Here is a 19,142-nt window from a genome sequence, read left to right as displayed (position 1 = left end):
CATAATGGCTAAGCAACAAGACAAAAAAAAGCCCGAAGGCGGTCATAAGCCTAAATTCAATTCGTATTGGATCTACGCGGGAATTATACTTATCTTTTTAGGAATCAATTTCTTTAGCGGAAGCGGTTTTAATGAACCAGCTAAAACGAATATCGCTGAGTTTGAATCTTTTCTGAAAGAAGGAGAAGTAAAAAAAGTAGTAGTTATTAATAAAAGAACTGCTAACGTTTACCTAACCGAGCAAGCAGAGCAACTACCTAAGCACCAAAAAAACAAAGAAAAAGAAATTCTACCTAGCGGTGAAACTCCAAATTACACCTTTGAACTAGGAGATCTTCAAAATTTTGAAAATGATTTTGATGAAATTAAAAATGAGTACAATCTAGATACCATAAGAGTAAACGAAACCCATTCTGATGTTTGGGGAGATCTTATTTGGTCGTTACTTCCTTTTATTTTAATCATTGGAGTTTGGATCTTTATTATGCGTAGAATGAGCGGCGGCGGAGGAGGAGGCCCTGGCGGACAAATTTTTAACATCGGTAAATCTAAGGCAAAACTTTTTGATAAAAATACAGATGTTAAAGCTTCATTTAAAGATGTAGCTGGTTTACAAGGCGCAAAAGAAGAGGTTCAAGAAATTGTAGATTTCTTAAAAACCCCAGAAAAGTATACCGCCTTAGGTGGTAAAATTCCAAAAGGAGCCCTATTGGTAGGACCTCCAGGAACCGGTAAAACGCTATTGGCAAAAGCAGTTGCGGGAGAAGCCAAAGTGCCTTTCTACTCTTTGTCTGGATCAGATTTTGTAGAAATGTTTGTTGGAGTTGGAGCTTCTAGAGTAAGAGACTTATTTAAACAAGCAAAAGAAAAATCACCTTCAATAATTTTTATTGATGAAATTGATGCCATTGGTAGAGCAAGAGGGAAATCTAACCTAGGAGGTTCTAATGACGAAAGAGAAAATACGCTTAACCAGTTACTTACAGAAATGGATGGTTTTGGTACCAATACCAATGTGATTGTTATTGGTGCAACCAACCGTGCAGATGTTTTGGATAAAGCTTTAATGCGAGCAGGACGTTTTGACAGACAAATTTATGTTGATCTACCAGATATTAGAGAACGTAAAGAAATCTTTGAAGTTCACTTAAGACCTCTTAAGAAAGTAGCTGATGAATTGGATACGGAATTCCTAGCGAAACAGACACCAGGTTTCTCTGGAGCAGATATTGCGAATGTTTGTAACGAAGCGGCGTTAATTGCTGCTAGAAAAGGAAACAAAGCAGTAGGAAAACAAGATTTCCTGGATGCTGTAGATAGAATTGTAGGAGGTCTAGAGAAGAAAAATAAAATTATTACGCCAGATGAAAAGAAAGCGATTGCTTTTCACGAAGCTGGTCACGCTACGGTAAGCTGGATGTTAGAGCATGCGGCTCCCCTAGTGAAAGTTACCATTGTACCTAGAGGTCAATCTCTAGGAGCAGCTTGGTATTTACCAGAGGAAAGACTTATTGTTCGTACCGAACAAATGTTGGACGAAATGTGTGCCACTATGGGAGGTAGAGCTGCAGAGAAAGTAATCTTTAATAAGATTTCTACAGGAGCATTAAGCGATTTAGAAAAAGTAACCAAGCAAGCAAAAGCGATGGTAACCATCTATGGTCTTAATGAAAACGTGGGTAACCTTACCTATTATGATTCTTCTGGACAGAGTGAATATAACTTCACCAAACCTTATAGTGAGAAGACTTCTGAATTGATTGACAAAGAGATTTCTAATATCATTGAAGAACAATATAAAAGAGCAATAGATTTATTGACATTACATCAAGATAAGCTTACGCAGTTAGCTGAAATCTTATTGGATAAGGAAGTTATTTTTAAAGACGATTTGCAACGAATTTTTGGAGATAGACCTTACGCCAAGAAAGAAGGAAAAGAAACTCCATCTGCTGAAGTATTTTCGGCAAAGGAAGATAGCATTGAAGAAAACAATACTTCAGAATCTTAAAAAATATAGATTTAGTCATAAGACTAAATCTATATTTTTTATATTTGATTTAATGCAACATTAATTTTATTTACCCCATCACTGAATATGAGTATATTTAGTAAAATATTAGGATTCAGGTTTAAATCAGAAAAAAAAGCGGATTCTAATAAAAAAGATCAGAGCAAATTCATGCCCGAGGAAAAGTTGCCTACGGACGAGAATTTTATGGTCAATTTTAAAAAGAATGGCGGCAAATTCTTATATTGTAGTGAAAGAGATGAAATGTTAGACACATTTCATTCCATTCTTAAAGAAAATAATTGGGGTGTAGAAGGTTCTTCGGTTTGTTGTTTTGATGAAAACTTAAAAGCAACTTTTAAAGATTTTAAATTGGAGTTTAACAAAAACTCAGATTCTTCTTTTTTTCTTTCCACATGTGAATATCTAATTGCCAATACAGGTGCGTTATTAATTTCATCTAACCAAATAGGAGAAAAAAAATTAGATGAATTACCGCAAGATTTTATCATCTTAGCATCTACTAGCCAGCTTATAGACACAATTGGAGAAGGTTTAAGGGGTATTAAAAATAAAAACCGGAATAAAATTCCTTCTAATATCACTACCATTAAAACTTTTCAAGATAAAAAAGAAAGTGATTTTATGAGCTACGGTAGTCCTTCTAAAAACTTATATTTGTTGCTATTAGAAGACCTATAGTATGAAAGAAACCTTAACGAGGACTTTATCTGGAGCCCTATATATTGTTATATTAATCGCGGCCGTTCTCGTCTCTAAATTTACCTTTTGGGGTTTGTTTCTAATCTTTGGACTTATTTGCGTTCATGAACTTCAAAAACTTCTTAAATTAAATAGTTATCTTTCTTACGCGTTACTAATTATCTTTTTTGCCTTTTTCAGCATATTTCAGTTTAATATTTACGTATTAAATATTCTTTTAGTACTTACCTTGCTAGTAAAAATCTTGTTGCTAAGAGATCTTATTATTGTCAGAAAAATTCCTCTTTTTCAAGAAAAGAAATATATTGTAGTTATTTTTTATCTCATTGCTTCATTTATATTTATAAGTTTGATTCCGTTTGATAAAGATGGTACATACCAACCAAACTTACTCATTGCTATCTTTGTTCTTATTTGGGTTAATGATACGTTTGCTTATTTAGTAGGAAAAAATTTTGGTAGAAATAAGCTTTTTGAAAGGGTATCTCCCAATAAAACTATAGAGGGCTTTTTGGGAGGTTTATTTTTTAGTATTGTAGCGGGTTATGTAATTTCACTTTATATTCCTATTTTTACCTACGGAGAATGGATTGTTCTTAGCATTTTGGTAAGCATCTTTGGAACTTACGGTGACTTAATACAATCAAGACTTAAAAGACAGGCAAAGGTTAAGGATAGCGGCTCAATTATGCCAGGACATGGTGGTTTGTTGGATCGTTTGGATAGCGTGTTGTTTGCGAGTACTTTTGTTTATACTTATTTACTTTTTATATAAATTATGTTTCATAAAGAAGGTTATAAAATATTAGGATTTTCATTGTTAGCTTTTATCGTTATCAATACTTTAAGCTATAACTTTATTACTCCTCTATGGCTACAAAGCGCGATTTTAATAGTTTCAGCTATTTCCTTCTTGCTCATCGTGCAGTTTTTTAGAAATCCGAAGAGAAAAACGCTAGTGAGTGATTCTAGTATTGTCTCTCCCGTAGATGGAAAGGTGGTTGTAATTGAAGAAGTTTTTGAAAAAGAATACTTTAATGAAAAAAGATTACAAGTTTCAGTATTTATGTCTCCTATTAATGTGCACGTAACCAGATATCCGGTAAACGGTTTGGTTACCTATAGCAAATATCACGAAGGCAAATATCTAGTTGCCTGGCATCCTAAATCTAGCGAGGAAAATGAGCGAACTACTGTCGTAGTAAAAAACAAAATGTTTGGAGAAGTTTTATATAGACAAGTAGCAGGAGCTTTGGCAAAACGTATTGTAAATTATGCCAAAGTAAATGATAAAGCAATTCAAGGAGAGGATAGTGGATTCATCAAGTTTGGTTCTCGTGTAGATTTGTATCTTCCTCTAAACACAAAGCTCAACGTAAAATTAAATCAAAAAGTAAAAGGAGGAGTAAGCATTATCGCGAAAAAATAAAGTATGGATAAGAAAGCACTCCTAGAGAAAGAGTTTCAAGAAGCATATGAAAAAGCTACCCATACTAAATTGAGGTTCCCCCCCGATTTAATGCTTCATTTTTACGCTTTTTATAAAAGAGCCACCAATGACTCTACCTTATATAATGTTGCCAATTCAGATGATGAGCAACTTATTTCGGCTTTTAAAATGAACGCTATTTTTCAAGTAAAAAATTTAACTCCAGACCAAGCTAAAAAAGAGTATATTAAATTGGTGGAAACCTATATTCCCGAATAGAAATTGTTTACAAAAAATAGATGACTTAAAGATAGCAAAGCTTATGTGTTAGTTTAATACGTTTTTCTATTATTATTATATTATAAAATTCAGTATTTTTACTACTTTTCTCTCAATCTTGCTTTTAAAATGGCCCAAAATAGTGTTACAAAAAGAGTGTCTATAGATCCATACATTATTGCTATTGGCGCAAGTGCGGGCGGTTTAGAGGCTTTAAAATTGTTTTTTAATAATTTGCCTAAAAACAGTCGCAATAGCTATATTGTTATTCAGCATTTATCGCCAGATTACAAAAGTATGATGGCAGAGCTTCTTGCGAAATCTACTTCGCTAAAAATCAAGAAAATTGAAGATAATTGCGAAATCCTACCTGGTCATATTTATTTAATTCCACCCACAAACAATTTAATTTTAGAAGAGGGTAGATTACGTCTTTTAGAAAAGCCTAAAAATCAAAAATTAAATTTACTTATAGACATTTTTCTAGAATCCTTAGCTCCTTATAAAAAAGAGAAGGCTATTGCCGTCATCTTAAGTGGCACTGGTAGTGATGGTACAAATGGTATAAAGGCCATAAAAGAAAATAATGGAGTGGTAATAGTACAAGAACCTACGCAAGCCAAGTTTGATGGAATGCCAAAAAGTGCTATTAGAACCGGTTTAGTAGATTATATTTTACCTGTGGAAGATATGGGGGACGAGATTAAAAGTTTTATTAAAGCTTCTCAATCTCTATTCTTAAGTAAAGACACAGCGGTAAGTTACAATAAAGCCATCATGTCTAGTATTTTACAATTAGTAGATCAAAAGGTGGGTTTAGACTTTACGGAATACAAATATTCTACGCTGTCTAGAAGATTACTTCGTAGAATTCATGTGTGTAAATGCAAGTCTTTTGATGACTATTTCACTCTCTTACAATCTGATGAGAAAGAAATTAACGCTCTGGCAAGAGAGTTTTTGATTGGGGTGACCAAATTCTTTAGAGATACAGAGGTGTGGGAAGTATTAAAAACGCAAGTTATACCAGATTTAGTTGCAAAAATTGCAGAAGGAGAAACCTTAAAGATTTGGGATGTAGCTTGTAGCACAGGAGAAGAGGCTTATACCCTAGCTATACTTATACAAGAAGAATTAGAAAGCCAAGAGAAGAATATCGAGGTTAAAATATTCGCTACAGATATTGCAGAAGATCATCTTAATATAGGAAGTAATGCTATTTACAGTGAAAGTATTGTTGGCGATATAGAACCGTTCTTACTTCAAAAGTATTTTTCCAGTATTTCTGGTGGGTATCAAGTGATAGAGAAGCTTCGAAAAATGGTAGTTTTCTCTAAACACAATATTATTAAGAATCCGCCTTTTAGTAATATGAACATGGTTTTATGCAGAAACTTACTGATTTATTTTCAGCCAAGTATTCAGAAAAAAGCTTTAAATGTTCTTCATTACGCACTTGAAGAAGATGGAGTTTTAGTATTAGGAACCAGCGAAAGTATTCAAACTCATCGAGAAAATTTTGATGCAATTAATAGAAAGTGGAAAATATTTAGAAATATATCTCCTGTACGAAGATTAAAAACAGAGACTCTAAAAACTTCAACCAATCAATTACATCCTTTAAAACGACAACGAATTCAAGAAAGACCAACTAAAATGAATACCAGAAGAAGAAGGTTTTTAGAGAACTTCAACCAAACTGTGTTAGATCATTTTGGGAGCGCAAGTGTTTTCATAGATGCAGATTACAATATATTAAAAGCCATTGGCGAGTTTAGAAAATATGCTAACCTGCCAACGCAAGGTTTTTCAATCAATTTGTTAGATATGCTTGGGGAGGAGTTAAAACCTATCATTTTATCTAGTGTACGCAAAGCTGCAAAAACCAATCAAGAGGTTGTTTATAAGAATGCTTTTTACAGGGAAAATGAAGAGAAAAAAGCGCTGAACATTTTTGTAAAACCCTTCCGTGAAAACGATATCGATACAGAGCTTCACTTTACTGTCACGCTCATAGAGAGAAAGGTAGATTATTCTAAATTTGATAAAGCGTTTACTCTTACTACCACTAGTAGACATAAGGATTACATTCAAGAATTAGAACAAGAGTTAAGCAAAACAAAAGAAGAATTAAAAACTTCGCTTGAAGAGATTGAAACAAGTAATGAAGAGTTACAAGCGGCGAATGAAGAACTTTTAGCTTCTAACGAAGAGTTGCAAAGTACCAACGAAGAGCTACAAAGTGTTAACGAAGAGATAAATACCGTTAACGCAGAGAATGTTCAAAAAATGGAAGATTTAGCCGAGCTGAACGCGGATATGAATAATCTTTTAGAGAGCACCGAAATAGGTACGATATTTCTTGATAAAGGTCTAAGAATACGGAAATTTACGCCAGCAATTCAGAAGCATTTTAGTCTTATCGCTTCTGATGTAGGAAGACCCATTGATAATTTCACCAATAGTTTTGGGGTTCATAGAAGAAATACCCTAATTAACCGATGTAAAAAAGTACTTAAGACTGGGAAAACCTTGCAGAGAAATATTGTCTCTAGAGAAGGTAAAAACTACTTGCAACGAATTTCTGCATTTATCAACTCTCACGACATAGCAGAAGGTATTGTAATTACGTTTGTAGACATTGAATCGCTACAAGACGCTAAAGATAAGTTGGTGGCGAGCGAAAAAAGATTTAAATCTTTTTACGAAGAAGATCCCGTAATGCATTTTAGTGTAGATCCCAAAACTTCAAAAATTGTTCAATGTAATCTAGAAGCTATAGAAAGATTAGGCTATGAATCGAAAGAAGAGATTATAGGCTCTAATATGTTCGATCTTTATGAAGACGAGGCGCAATTAAAAGCATTAAAACTTGGTAAAGTTTTTCAGGAAAAAGGAGAATTAAAGAATGTAGAGTTAGAAATGCTCACCAAAGATGGGCATATTATACCTATTATGATGAGTTCTACCGTGGAGCTGGATGAACATGGAAACGGTATTAGCAATCGTTTTACCTGTGTAGATGTTTCTGAATTAAAGGAGGCTCAACTGAGTTTAAGCAAACAAAAAGCAGATTTAGAGCGTGCTAATAAAGATTTAGAACAATTTGTCTCTATCTGTTCTCATGATTTACAAGAACCATTGGCTACCATCAAATTTGGGAGTGATATTTTAGGTAAAATTTACGGAGATAGATTAGATGAAAAAGGTAGAGAATACATCTCTTATATTGATCAAGCATCAGATAGACTTTCGCAACAAATTAAAGCCTTACTAGAACATTCTAGAATTGGAAGAGGCACTAAAAAACAACTGGTAGACACCCAAGAAATTGTAGAAATTGTTAAATACGATTTGGGCAAAAGAATTAAAGATACCAAAGCTAAAATTTATGCTGGAAACCTTCCAAAAATCAAAGGCTACGAAGTAGAACTGCGGTTATTATTTCAGAATTTAATAAGCAACTCTCTTAAATACAAAGCAAAAGACAAAGAACCAGAAATTAGAATTTCAGCTTTTAAGCAAGACAATTATTACATCTTTTCTATTATGGATAATGGAATAGGAATTTCAAAAGAAGATCAAAAAAACATTTTTACTATTTTTAACCGAGTTCCTACAAAAGAGAAATATGAAGGAACTGGAGTAGGTTTAGCACACGTAGAAAAGATTGTTGCTTTACATAAAGGAAGTCTTTGGGTAGAATCTCAAGTAGGTGTAGGAAGTACATTTTACTTTAAATTAAAGTCGAAGTAAGATACTTTTCCTCTGGCAATAAGTGCACAAAAAAAATTATAGCGTAAGAAAAGACTTTCTTTGCTACCTTTGTTTAAAATACTAGTGTTTTTTAAAGGATGATATGTTTAACACGATTTAATTTATGATTACTACGAAACTTAGAATCTTATTGGTGGAAGGCGTTGTAGAGGAAGCGGAATTGATTAGGCTTCATCTTAAAAAAATTGTAGAAAATTTTGAGCTAAAAGTAGTCGATAATTTAGCAGACACTTCACAAGCGTTGCAAGATTACATTCCAGATGTAGTACTTTCTGATTATGTATTACCTACATGCACAGGTTTGGAGATTCTTCAAATCATAAAAGAAATAGATGAAAGCATTCCTTTTATTTTTATCACTGGGTCTATAGAGGATGAAGAATTGGCAGAAAATACCATTCTTGCGGGAACTTCAGGTTATGTACTAAAAAAACATATGGATGTTCTTTCAGAAAAATTAAAGCCTCTCTTAAAAAGAGTCGCTTTTGATATGTTTGAAAAAGCAGATTTAAGAGATAAAATTAGGAAGAATAAAATTACTGTCAATCAAATTTATAGCTATATAGATCATATGAACAGTGATAATGAAGAACAAAAAAAGAACATCTACAAGATTCGGAAGAATATCAAACAAGTAAAAGATAAAGAGGATTGAAAAATAGTCATTTAGACTAGCAAAAATATCCTGCTTTGGTCAACTTAAAGAAGGTTACAATCAAAAAAACAAATGAATATTTTACGTCAAGATTCTTTCAAAAAGATCTGTGCAAACGTTTCATCCAAGCCTATAATGTAATATATTAGACGTTAGATTTACCGCAAACTTCTGTTTATCGATTTAATATATGCTGCAAGATGTAGTTTTAATTACATAATTCGGCACTCCATTCTTGATGACCTCTGTTTTGGCGACACTTGTAATTCTCTTTTATTGAAACCACTTTTAAAATTGAATTTTCTTTTTTTACAATCATTATAGTTTTCTTAGCCAATAAGGAATCATCTAATAAATCGTCTTCAACTAATATTATTTCTTGAGAATCATTACCAAGATCATTCTTTGAAATAGTATAAGTGTAATTTCCTTCTGTATACGAGTCCTTTGGCTTATAAGCATTCATAATTTCTTCTTCCGTTTTAAGATTTTTTGAAGAAATAGTATCATTCAACTTTTTTACAATATTCTTATCTATCTTTTTAAAAGTTTCTTTTGTATTTTTTTTAGTGCTAATTTCAACCCTTTGGGTTTTATCATCAATCTGATTTTCAGCTTTTTTATCATCCCTACAACCTGAAAGCATCAAAATAATTACAATTGATAAAATTTTTATCTTCATATTTTTGTTTTTAAAATCGTATTTGATGGTTTAGTACAGTATATAATTATAATTAAGCCAAGCTACAGATTTTGTTTTGAAGTTTTACTAGTCATTTGAATATTATATAATTTGACATTTTTCTCATTTACTCATTTTAATTCCGCTGTAGAATGTTACTATCGTGCAAATGTCTGAAATTAAAAACCCGTTGTTACCTGCTAAAATTGACTTAAAAATATTTAAATCTATTTTATAGGACACAGATGACTGAGAGATAAAATTCCGTTTGTAAGAATACAAACGGAATTGTTTAGATTAAATCCTATTTTAATATTAACTATTTACATAAAAGGCATAAATCACACCTGGTAGCCATCCCACAAGTGTTAAAAGTAAGCTGATTAGAAACTTAGTTCCTAATCCGTGGTTTAGAAAAACAGCTAATGGTGGTAGTAAAATACTTAAGATAATGGTTAGTAATGACATAGTTCGGTTTTGGTTTGATTTTCCTGCAAGGTATAACTTGTACTTTTTGCATCCGTTAATAATATATCAATTTGCATCCTTTTAACTATTCAAAATTGATTATTTTTAAAGTTTTCAAACTATAAACCCATTGCATCATGTATTTTAAAAGCTTAGCTTTTTTATTCATTGTCTTTTCCTTTGCAGTTAGCGCACAAGAAATTACCATCCCTATTGATACTACCATCATTACCCAACATACCGCTAACATTCGTGGCTCTAGCGTAGAATACACAGCGACAACAGGGATGCAACCTGTTTGGAATAGCGATAATAAAGCTATGGCCACCTTACATTATACTTTTTACAAGAAAAAAGTAAAGAAGGGGAAAGAAGAAAACAACAGACCTTTAGTTATTTCTTTTAATGGCGGCCCAGGATCTGCTTCGGCTTGGATGCATATCGCTTATACCGGGCCAAAAATTTTAAATATTAGCGACGAAGGTTATCCTATGCAACCTTATGGATTAAAAGATAACCCCCACTCTATTTTAGATGTTGCCGATATTTTATATGTCAACCCGGTAAATACAGGCTATTCAAGAACTTTAAAAATAGATGACAAAGAGCCCAACAGAGATTTATTTTTTGGGATCAATGCAGATATTAAATACTTAGCGGCTTGGTTAGAAAATTTTGTAAGTAGAAATAATCTCTGGCTTTCGCCGAAATATCTCATTGGAGAAAGCTACGGCGGAACCCGAGTTTCTGGTCTTGCTCTCGCATTACAGGAACAACAATGGATGTATCTTAATGGCGTTATTTTAGTCTCTCCGGCAGATTACCTCAGCTTTGATGCAGACACCGCCCTATCCTCATCTCTATTTTTACCTTATTTCACGGCAGCAGCTTGGTATCATAAAGCTTTATCTCCCAATCTTCAGCAGAAAGAATTAAAACATATTTTACCCGAAATAGAAGAATATACGTTAGATATGTTACTTCCGGCTCTAGCCAAAGGCTCTCTTCTCCCCAATTCCGAAAAGGAAAATATTGCTACCCAAATGGCTACCTATACGGGAATCTCTAAAAAAGTGATTCTTCAGCATAATTTAGACCTTCCTTCATCGGTTTTCTGGAAAGAGTTGCTTAGAGATAAGTCAGGGAATACCATTGGTAGACTAGATTCTCGTTATTTAGGAATGGATAGAAAATTAGCTGGAAACAGACCAGATTACAGTCCGGAGCTTACTTCTTGGTTGCATTCTTTTACGCCCGCAATTAACTATTATATGCGCGAACACCTCAACTTTAAAACTGATTTAAAATACAATATGTTTGGACCTGTGCATCCTTGGGATAACCGCGGAAATAATACCAGAGAGCATTTGCGAAAAGCGATGGCAGAAAATCCTTATCTACATATTCTTTTTCAAACGGGTTACTTTGATGGCGCTACAACCTACTTTCATTCTAAATATTCTATGAGTCAAATTGATCCTAGCGGACAGTTAAAAGATAGAATGCATTTTAAAACCTATCATAGCGGACATATGATGTATCTCCGTCAAGCGGATTTAAAAACATCTAATGAAGATCTTAGAGAATTTTTAAAACAAACCAATCAAGAGAATAAGACAGCTAAATATTAATACACTTTATATAGTTTAGACGAAAAGGTGAAATTTACCATTTCAGCAATGGTATGAAAGCCCAATTTTTCTTTAATATTTTTCTTATGCTTTTCTACGGTGTGGTAAGAGACACATAAGGTATCGGCAATTTCTTTGCTGGTTTTGCCTGTGGCTAAAGTGATTAAAACTTCTTTTTCTCTAGTCGTAAGGTTTTCAATTTTTTTGGTATTTTCTTCATCTTCTTGCTTGCCCTCTAAGATATTTTGATAGTTGAGTAGCGCTAATTGAATTGTAACTTTTAGCTGGTCTTCTTGAAAGGGTTTTAACAAGTAAGCAAATGGCATGGTTTTTTTAGCACGTTCTAGAAAAGACCCTTCTTTATATGCCGTCAAATAAATTACAGGAAGCGTTCGGATTTGTTTTAAATCTTTTACAACTTCAATCCCGTCTTTCTCACACTGCAAATTAATGTCTGATATGACTAAATCATATCTAAAAGCTTGATATAATTCTAAAGCTTTACTAGGAGTTTTCGCTACATCTACTTGATATTCTTCATCTTTTTGTAATAAGAGCTGAATGTCTTTTGCGATTAAAAACTCGTCTTCAATAAATAAAATACGTTTGGTCATAGCTAGTGATAAGGAATAGTGATTAAAATTTCAACTCCGTTAGATGATTTTATAGTGATATTTCCGTTTAATTGCTCTACCATTTCCCTTACAATCTCTAAACCCAGAGACGAAGAAGAATTGTCTTCCGCAGAAAAACCTTTCCCATTATCTCTTATCTGAAGGTGAATACTAGCATCTTTAAGCTGGCATCCTATTATTAAATTATTTTTAGGATCATATATAGGAAAGGCATATTTATGTACGTTAGTAATCAGTTCGTTTAACATAAGACCAATCAATACAGAGTTTGCTTTAACAGCAGGTGTATTTTCCTGTAAATTATAAACAACCGTAAACTTCCTTTCAGATTCGTTTCCTAATAAAACTAATATTTTTTCAGTGAAATTTTTAATAAAATCGGGGACAATAAACTCTTCTTGTTCCTTAGACAGCAAGTCGTGAATAATGGAGATAGAAGAAATTCTGTTCTTTGCCACCAGCAGAATTTGTTTTGCTTTATCACTCGCAACACTGTTTGCCTGAATATTTAAAAAACTAGAAACAATTTGAAGATTATTCTTTACGCGATGATCTAATTCTTTCATTAAAAACTGAATGTTGTCGTTCTTTTCTTCCAGATTTTTATGAGAGGTTTTCAATTTTTCATTAGATTTTTTCAAGCTCAAAGTTCTCTGCTTTACCCTATCTTCTAAAACCAATTTATCCTTTTTTAGCTTTCTTGTTTTTGAATAATAAAATAATAAGAAAAGTAAAATAATCATTGCAATTCCTAGAATTTTAAACCAAGTTGTTTGGTACCAAGGCGGGACGATGGTTATTTTTAATTCGTCGTAGCTTTCACTCCATTTCCCCACATCATTGGTAGAAGTTACTCTAAAAAGATACTCTCCGGGAGGTAAATTGGTATAGGTAGTGCTCTTTTCTTGGGTTACACTTCGCCAATCTTCATCAAAACTTTCCAAAATATATTTATAACTTATTTTTTCAGGATTTAAGAAATTCAAACTTGTATAATTCAGCGTTAATACGTTTTCCTCACTTTTAAAGTACAGATGATCTTCATAAAGTTCGTTAGACGTAATCGGTTCATTAAATAAATCTATTTGATGAATATAAACATTGGGTAGATAAGGATTTTCTTTAATATCCTTAGGGTTAAAAATATTGATGCCGCGCATTCCACCAAGATAAAAATTTCCATTTTCATCTTTATAACCAGCCTTGCCATTAAACTCATTGTTTTGAAGTCCGTCTTTTTCCGTAAAGTTTCTAAAGCTTTTACTTTGCGGATTAAAAACCGAAACCCCATAATTGGTTCCCATCCACAATTGATTCTCCCCATCTACCATCAAACTGTAGATAAAATCATTGGGAAGACCTTTCTGTTTTCCGTAGTGAGCCATAGATTTTTCGCCATTCTCAATCTTAGAAATTCCTGCCGCGGTTCCTACCCAAATGTTTTGATTATTATCTTCTGTGATGGCAAAAACTCGGTCGTTAATGAGCCGCTTATCACCCTCTTGCTCTTTGGAAAAGATAGTAACTAGCTTTTTTCCTTTTAATTTAAAAAGGCCTTCATCTGTTCCCAACCAATAAAAACCTTGAGAGTCTTGAAAAGCTATTCTCGCTCTATTTAAGGCTTGGCCATTAATCAATAATGGCTTAAACTCCTCGGTTTCTGTATTAAATTCGTTTATTCCTCCCGTCCAAGTACACACCCATAAAGTTTGATTGTCTACCGGAAGTATTTCAATTACATCATTATTAGAGATAGAAAATTCATCGTTTTTATCATGTACATAGTGCTGAAAAGAATCTGTTTTTGGATTATATTTTAAAAGTCCGGCATCAAAACCTCCCGCCCATATACGATCTTGGTTGTCTTTTCTTATGGCATAAATTAAATCTTTTTCCGCTTGCTTATACAACTTAAATTCCTGCGTTGCTTCCGTATATTTAACTATTCCCAGCTCTGTTCCAATCCATAAATCATCATTCTGAGCCAAAAATTGAAACGGACTTATATTTTCGTGGTTAGGATATTCCTTTAATCTAATTTTTAAAGTATTAAATTTCTTCTGATATTGATTATGGTAAATCACTCCTTCTCCTTCGGTGCCAATCCATAAATTTCCTTTTTCATCACCAACAATCGTATTTATACCTACATTTCCGTAGATATTTTTGTTGTTCGTTTTTAAAATCAGTTTTTTTAATTTATTTTGGATGAGGTCGTAGCTATAAAGCCCCATTTCTGTACCTATAAACACTTGATTTTCCGAAAATTGATAAAAACACTTTACCTCGGGTGTTGCTACATTTTTCTCCATCGTATTTTCAGAAGAAAAAATAGAAAATCCCTCTTTGGTTCCTACAAAAAGCCGATTTTCAATATGCTGCAAACTCTTGATGTTGATATCCTGAAAAAGTGCAAATGGCTCTAGCTTTTTTTCCTGAAGATTAAATTGCAGAATTCCACTTTCGGAAGTAGCTAATAAAAACTTCTCTTGATTTAGGCTTACTGCGGCTTGTATAAAATTTTCTTTTTTTCTCTTCGGAAGGGAAAATGCCTGAGCTTTTTTGGAAACCAAATTATAAACGACAAAATTATTTTTTAAACTAAAGAGAACAGTATTCTTATTCAGCAAAAACGCATCATACGCTATTTTTTCATCTAGCAAATCTTTTGAAATAGGAATAGAAAAATACTTCTCTTTAGAAAGCTGATATCCTAAAATTCCTTCGGAATTAGACGCAATAAAAATCGTGTCTTTTAAGGCTAACAAACCTCTAATATGATCATCTTTTATAGAATTTGCGTCATTAGGATCATGCACATGCGGACTAAACTCATACCCATCAAATTTATGCAAACCATCTTCGGTTCCCACCCATAAAAAACCCAAACTATCTATAACAATCGCTTTTGAGTTAAGCTGAAGCAAACCTTTCTCCTGCCCTAAATAATTAATGTAGAGCGTATCACTTTCTTCTGAATCTTGTGCAGAAACACGGAGAATTTGTATAAATAAAATTAAAAAAAGCAATTTTTTAACCAAAAGCTTGTGTATTAGAAGCTTCTAAATATAGTTAAAATAAGTGAAATTCAATATTTTTCAAAAAGTAAAACCTCTTTGCGAACAAAGAGGTTTGTCTTTAAGATAATTACTGTTTTTAATATGAAAAATTGCTAGCTAAACTCCCAAGACAATGGCAGCTTCAATGTTTAGTTTTACGCTTATTTCTCGAGCTATTTTTAAAGGCGGTTCACTTTTACCACTTAAATATTCGCTAATACGCAAAGTACCTGCCTAACGGTCAGGCAGGCTTACGCCCAAAAGTTCTGATAAGCGTTTTTGATTTAAATTCATTTCTGCCATCCGTAATTTAATCACTTCCACAAGTGAAGGTTTATTTACAGGGTAGGTACGTTCTTCATAATCTGCCACAAGATCTGACAGTAAATTTAATTCAATATAAGCCTTTGCCTCCTTATTTTCAATGTTATCTGAATTTTCTAAAAGGGAATCAACACGTTCAACGATAGCATTATATTCTTTTACTGTTTGTATCATCATCAACTATTTTTAATGTCTTTAGTCTTAAAAAATAGCGGATTCTTATTTCCCCATTTCTTCTTGAAATTTTTCTTTTCTGTTGTCTCTATCTGGATCGTAGGTTTTATACATAGCTCCCATTTGTGATAAGTACTTTTCTGGATTGGCTGTTCCGCGGTGACAAAATACACAGTTGAACACATTTACTTGCTCTGGTTTTGGATCGGGAAAATGCCTCTGAAAGTAAATAGCGTTAATCTCATTGGTCATTTTGATCATTTCACGTCCAATTTCCTTTTCAATTTTAGCATCACTAGGAAAATCTAGTTTGGTGGGATCTTTTTTAATAACGGCAGGGCAATAGTTACATTTTACGCCCAGCGAAGTCGCATAATTATTCATAAGAAATTCCAAACTGTCTTTTGAAATATCTTGAGGAAGCACTTTAAGGTTTTCCCAAGAATCATTTGGTACCACATAACCTCTGTCTGAATTTAGATCAGTTTTAAAAGCAAATAGACCTAAGATCACGAGTAAGAGTCCTATTGCTGAAGAAAGCGCGAGTAATTTTTTCTTTAGTTTCATAATAGATTGTTTTTAATATATTGAATTCATTTAAACCATGAGGATATTCAATATTTTCTTTAGAATAGAAATAAATTGAATGTTATAATTTTTTTTGCTGAAATAAAGAAGCTTCAGAAGAAGAAGCAAGAAATATTTCCGTAGTTAATTCTAGTATAATTTCAGCTAAAAAAAATAAGAAAAGATTTGGCAAACGAAGAAATAAAAATTGTGAATATCTATTCTGCATTTCGAAGAGCAGGTATATTATAAATTCTATTTTTGACATCCTAAAAAAATAGATATGAGCGCAATTTGGTATGAATGTAAGGTGAAATACAAAAAAACTCACGACACAGGCGAGCAAAAAATAACTACAGACACCTATCTTTTGGATGCGGTTTCTTACACAGAAGCTGAAGCTAGAATTAGCGAAGAGATAAAAGCTTACACGAGTGAAGAGTTTAGAATTATGAACATTAAGGTCGCTAATTTTTCAGAAGTGCATCCCTTCGAAAACTCCGACCGATGGTTTAAAGCAAAGGTTTCTTTAGTAGCTTTGGATGAAGAAAGTGGAAAGGAGAGAAAGACCAATATTTATCTGCTAGTGCAAGCCAATGACGTAAAAGAGGCATTTGAAAACACTACCACGGCAATGGCAGAAACTATGGGAGATTATACAATTCCTTCGATTACAGAATCTCCAATTCTAGACGTTTTCCCTTATTTTACAGGGGAAGAAGAGCAATTAGAAAAGTTTAATGTCATAGAAAAGGCTGAAACAGAAGAAAAAGTTACAAAAGAAACAGAAGTTCTTTAAAACTTAGATCTTATAGAAAACCAAAACACCTCTCTAAATAAATTTAGAGAGGTGTTTTGGTTTTAAGCCTTGAAATTAAATCTTAAGAAACTTTCACCAAACATCACACAAATCGTAGCCTTTATAATCTAAAACCAGTTTTTGCCAGTTGAAAGGTGTTTTGATAATAGTTACTTTTTCACCACCAACATCTTCTAAATTTAAAGCTTCTGTATTATTCTTTATTTCATATCCATTTTGCTGATAAGACGTGTATTCCTTTATAAGACCTTGAAGAGATTCTTCTACTCCTCCATCTAATCGCTCTGGATAATCGAGGTAGCGAATGCCGTGAATTAGAAACTTTTCTTCCGTCTTTTTTAATAGATTCTCCATCACCAAATAAATCTCAATACCCTTATCAAAATCTGGAGAGGTTTTAAATTTAGTGGTATTTCCAAGTTCTAACGCATTCCCAGAATCTAGATACTTTTGTAAATCTATGCGAGCTTGAGCATCGGTCGTGCGTTGTTTTTCTAGGCCATCATACAAAACATCCAAAATGCTGGAATAATGATTAAAAGCAGCCCCTCTAGCTACAATCGGAGAAGCATGCTCAAATTTAGTATGTGTTTCGGCTATATCTGCTTCAGTAGGTAATCCCACCGAAAATTTGTCATGAATATTGGGGACTTCTCTTCGCCAATACTTGGCTTCTACAAGATAGTGGATGTTTGTTTTCATTTAAACTCTATTTTTTAAATTTGGGATTACAACTATTCATTCAAAAAATTCTACAACCACTCCATCAAATTTTTCAATAAGAGATTGCTCTCATTCAAATAAGTTTATCCCTATTTTCAGGCATTAGTTGTTTTCTTTTGATGTAAGTGTTTTTTAAAACTTTACTTATAAAAACATCTATATTTGGAATGTGATTTTCCGATTGTGGGATTTTGCACTCTTGAATTAATTGTACAAACCGAAACGTAGTTTGTAAAAAATGATACCCATTATATATACCTGGTTCTGAATACTCATATGAGATTTCCTTACATATTTGCTTAGGAGTTTTGGCTTCTTTATCTATTTCACTATGGAGCAATGTGGTAAATATCCGTTGCTCGTTTAGCCTGGTTTCTATGCTAAACTTTTGAGATATTGATTTTAGTTGTATTCCGTAAATTTTGAGATCTTTTTCTGCATTAGAAAATTGTATAAGCACGTGTAGTAAAATTGAGAACATAATCAAGGTATCTCCCCCATCTAAAACTTCTAACTGTTTTTCTGCTTGAGTTTTGACAAGGATGCTTTCTAGAACTCCATTTTTTCTTGATTGTTTGTTACCAGCTTCTTTTCCTTCCCAAGTATTGGTAGCTAAAAGTTCTTGCCATACTTCATCTATTTTAGATTTACAATGCACATAATTATCATGGTAAATGGGTATTAAATAGTTGATGTTTTCTTTAAAAAACGCATCTAGATTTATACATTTTACCTCAGATAAATCATTAAAACTGCTATTCCTATCGTGGTAATTAATATTTCGAACCATCATAAAGTCATGAAGAAATAACCTGTACTTTAACAAGCCCAAGCGCAGTGCATCTAATCTTTTAGGGTTTATACTTGAGTCGGTTTTAAATTTTATTTGTTTCATCTTATTTAGTGTTTTTAATAAAGCCTCTTCAACACCTTCAGGATTATTACATAACACCTCAATTTCCAAGATTTCCAATAAATTTCTTTCCGCAGATACAAAAAGCGGAATTTCACTAAGCTTAGCTATTTGAGCAGTATAAAAATGCGGCTCCATGCAAAGCTTCTCTTTTCTTAATGCCAACCAGCTGGCAAATTGATCTTGAAGTAAAAAATGATTGGTCATAGCAGGATTTTTTTTAATGAAGTTTATAATCAAGTACAAACATCATTACTCACTCTGCCACACAA

General features: G+C 32.9%; 17 protein-coding genes. 9 read left to right on the top strand and 8 right to left on the bottom strand.

The genetic code is table 11. The features are described from left to right. Positions 1 to 4 precede the first annotated feature (4 nt). From ftsH to RLT85_RS12310, 7 genes are all read left to right on the top strand, one after another. The gene (ftsH, locus tag RLT85_RS12340; protein WP_311402357.1) at positions 5 to 2,011 is read left to right on the top strand and encodes an ATP-dependent zinc metalloprotease FtsH; all 2,007 of its coding nucleotides are present in this window, start codon (positions 5 to 7) and stop codon (positions 2,009 to 2,011) included. 171 nt (positions 2,012 to 2,182) lie between these two features. Beyond that, complete coding sequence (locus tag RLT85_RS12335; RefSeq protein ID WP_375712356.1) at positions 2,183 to 2,713, top strand: LUD domain-containing protein; 531 nt, start codon at positions 2,183 to 2,185, stop codon at positions 2,711 to 2,713. Between the two features lies 1 nt (position 2,714). Further along, positions 2,715 to 3,509, top strand: coding sequence for a phosphatidate cytidylyltransferase (locus tag RLT85_RS12330; RefSeq protein WP_311402355.1), 795 nt, complete (start codon positions 2,715 to 2,717; stop codon positions 3,507 to 3,509). 3 nt (positions 3,510 to 3,512) lie between these two features. Then, positions 3,513 to 4,163 (top strand): phosphatidylserine decarboxylase family protein, encoded by a 651-nt coding sequence (locus tag RLT85_RS12325; RefSeq protein ID WP_311402354.1) that lies wholly within the window; start codon positions 3,513 to 3,515, stop codon positions 4,161 to 4,163. 3 nt (positions 4,164 to 4,166) lie between these two features. Further along, entirely contained in the window at positions 4,167 to 4,442 is a 276-nt protein-coding gene (locus RLT85_RS12320) for an acyl-CoA-binding protein (protein WP_311402353.1), read from the top strand. Between the two features lie 129 nt (positions 4,443 to 4,571). Next, on the top strand, positions 4,572 to 8,198 hold the full coding sequence (locus tag RLT85_RS12315) for a chemotaxis protein CheB (protein ID WP_311402352.1): 3,627 nt from the start codon (positions 4,572 to 4,574) through the stop codon (positions 8,196 to 8,198). A 124-nt stretch (positions 8,199 to 8,322) separates the two neighbouring features. After that, a complete protein-coding gene (locus RLT85_RS12310) occupies positions 8,323 to 8,874 on the top strand; it encodes a response regulator (protein ID WP_311402351.1) in 552 nt (183 codons plus the stop codon). 208 nt (positions 8,875 to 9,082) lie between these two features. Here the strand turns inward: RLT85_RS12310 and RLT85_RS12305 are convergent, their stop codons facing one another. Beyond that, on the bottom strand, positions 9,083 to 9,556 hold the full coding sequence (locus RLT85_RS12305) for a hypothetical protein (RefSeq protein WP_311402350.1): 474 nt from the start codon (positions 9,554 to 9,556) through the stop codon (positions 9,083 to 9,085). 315 nt (positions 9,557 to 9,871) lie between these two features. Next, on the bottom strand, positions 9,872 to 10,024 hold the full coding sequence (locus RLT85_RS12300; RefSeq protein ID WP_311402349.1) for a YqaE/Pmp3 family membrane protein: 153 nt from the start codon (positions 10,022 to 10,024) through the stop codon (positions 9,872 to 9,874). A 137-nt stretch (positions 10,025 to 10,161) separates the two neighbouring features. Between RLT85_RS12300 and RLT85_RS12295 the strand changes: the two genes are divergently transcribed. Then, the gene (locus tag RLT85_RS12295) at positions 10,162 to 11,655 is read left to right on the top strand and encodes a S10 family peptidase (RefSeq protein ID WP_311402348.1); all 1,494 of its coding nucleotides are present in this window, start codon (positions 10,162 to 10,164) and stop codon (positions 11,653 to 11,655) included. Here the strand turns inward: RLT85_RS12295 and RLT85_RS12290 are convergent. The 4 genes from RLT85_RS12290 to RLT85_RS12275 form a co-directional block, all read right to left on the bottom strand. Next, positions 11,652 to 12,269: a DNA-binding response regulator gene (locus RLT85_RS12290; RefSeq protein ID WP_311402347.1), complete on the bottom strand. Its 618-nt coding sequence runs from the start codon at positions 12,267 to 12,269 to the stop codon at positions 11,652 to 11,654. The genes RLT85_RS12295 and RLT85_RS12290 overlap by 4 nt on opposite strands. Positions 12,270 to 12,271: 2 nt before the next feature. Beyond that, the gene (locus tag RLT85_RS12285; protein WP_311402346.1) at positions 12,272 to 15,319 is read right to left on the bottom strand and encodes a ligand-binding sensor domain-containing protein; all 3,048 of its coding nucleotides are present in this window, start codon (positions 15,317 to 15,319) and stop codon (positions 12,272 to 12,274) included. Positions 15,320 to 15,583: 264 nt separating this feature from the next. Then, positions 15,584 to 15,847, bottom strand: a complete 264-nt coding sequence (locus tag RLT85_RS12280; protein WP_311402345.1) for an XRE family transcriptional regulator — start codon at positions 15,845 to 15,847, stop codon at positions 15,584 to 15,586. Positions 15,848 to 15,892: 45 nt separating this feature from the next. Beyond that, a complete protein-coding gene (locus RLT85_RS12275; protein WP_311402344.1) occupies positions 15,893 to 16,414 on the bottom strand; it encodes a c-type cytochrome in 522 nt (173 codons plus the stop codon). Positions 16,415 to 16,697: 283 nt separating this feature from the next. Here RLT85_RS12275 and RLT85_RS12270 point away from each other — a divergent pair, with 283 nt between their 5' ends. Continuing rightward, positions 16,698 to 17,213 (top strand): DUF4494 domain-containing protein, encoded by a 516-nt coding sequence (locus RLT85_RS12270; RefSeq protein WP_311402343.1) that lies wholly within the window; start codon positions 16,698 to 16,700, stop codon positions 17,211 to 17,213. A gap of 93 nt (positions 17,214 to 17,306) precedes the next feature. On the opposite strand, the gene RLT85_RS12265 is transcribed toward RLT85_RS12270, so the two are convergent. Then, entirely contained in the window at positions 17,307 to 17,936 is a 630-nt protein-coding gene (locus RLT85_RS12265; protein ID WP_311402342.1) for a hypothetical protein, read from the bottom strand. A gap of 94 nt (positions 17,937 to 18,030) precedes the next feature. Further along, the gene (locus tag RLT85_RS12260; protein WP_311402341.1) at positions 18,031 to 19,077 is read right to left on the bottom strand and encodes a hypothetical protein; all 1,047 of its coding nucleotides are present in this window, start codon (positions 19,075 to 19,077) and stop codon (positions 18,031 to 18,033) included. Positions 19,078 to 19,142 lie beyond the last annotated feature (65 nt).

The sequence above is a fragment of the Mesonia ostreae genome, from assembly GCF_031845265.1.
GTDB lineage: Bacteria > Bacteroidota > Bacteroidia > Flavobacteriales > Flavobacteriaceae > Mesonia > Mesonia ostreae.
The sequence above is the reverse complement of the archived record's forward strand: the minus strand, read 5'-3'. Positions and strand labels throughout refer to the sequence as shown.

Bases quoted from the DNA above. Each gene is read 5' to 3' on its own strand.
- ftsH (WP_311402357.1), top strand. From the start codon at position 5: ATGGCTAAGCAACAAGACAAAAAAAAGCCCGAAGGCGGTCATAAGCCT.
- RLT85_RS12335 (WP_375712356.1), top strand. From the start codon at position 2,183: ATGCCCGAGGAAAAGTTGCCTACGGACGAGAATTTTATGGTCAATTTT.
- RLT85_RS12330 (WP_311402355.1), top strand. From the start codon at position 2,715: ATGAAAGAAACCTTAACGAGGACTTTATCTGGAGCCCTATATATTGTT.
- RLT85_RS12325 (WP_311402354.1), top strand. From the start codon at position 3,513: ATGTTTCATAAAGAAGGTTATAAAATATTAGGATTTTCATTGTTAGCT.
- RLT85_RS12320 (WP_311402353.1), top strand. From the start codon at position 4,167: ATGGATAAGAAAGCACTCCTAGAGAAAGAGTTTCAAGAAGCATATGAA.
- RLT85_RS12315 (WP_311402352.1), top strand. From the start codon at position 4,572: ATGGCCCAAAATAGTGTTACAAAAAGAGTGTCTATAGATCCATACATT.
- RLT85_RS12310 (WP_311402351.1), top strand. From the start codon at position 8,323: ATGATTACTACGAAACTTAGAATCTTATTGGTGGAAGGCGTTGTAGAG.
- RLT85_RS12305 (WP_311402350.1), bottom strand. From the start codon at position 9,556: ATGAAGATAAAAATTTTATCAATTGTAATTATTTTGATGCTTTCAGGT.
- RLT85_RS12300 (WP_311402349.1), bottom strand. From the start codon at position 10,024: ATGTCATTACTAACCATTATCTTAAGTATTTTACTACCACCATTAGCT.
- RLT85_RS12295 (WP_311402348.1), top strand. From the start codon at position 10,162: ATGTATTTTAAAAGCTTAGCTTTTTTATTCATTGTCTTTTCCTTTGCA.
- RLT85_RS12290 (WP_311402347.1), bottom strand. From the start codon at position 12,269: ATGACCAAACGTATTTTATTTATTGAAGACGAGTTTTTAATCGCAAAA.
- RLT85_RS12280 (WP_311402345.1), bottom strand. From the start codon at position 15,847: ATGATACAAACAGTAAAAGAATATAATGCTATCGTTGAACGTGTTGAT.
- RLT85_RS12275 (WP_311402344.1), bottom strand. From the start codon at position 16,414: ATGAAACTAAAGAAAAAATTACTCGCGCTTTCTTCAGCAATAGGACTC.
- RLT85_RS12270 (WP_311402343.1), top strand. From the start codon at position 16,698: ATGAGCGCAATTTGGTATGAATGTAAGGTGAAATACAAAAAAACTCAC.
- RLT85_RS12265 (WP_311402342.1), bottom strand. From the start codon at position 17,936: ATGAAAACAAACATCCACTATCTTGTAGAAGCCAAGTATTGGCGAAGA.
- RLT85_RS12260 (WP_311402341.1), bottom strand. From the start codon at position 19,077: ATGACCAATCATTTTTTACTTCAAGATCAATTTGCCAGCTGGTTGGCA.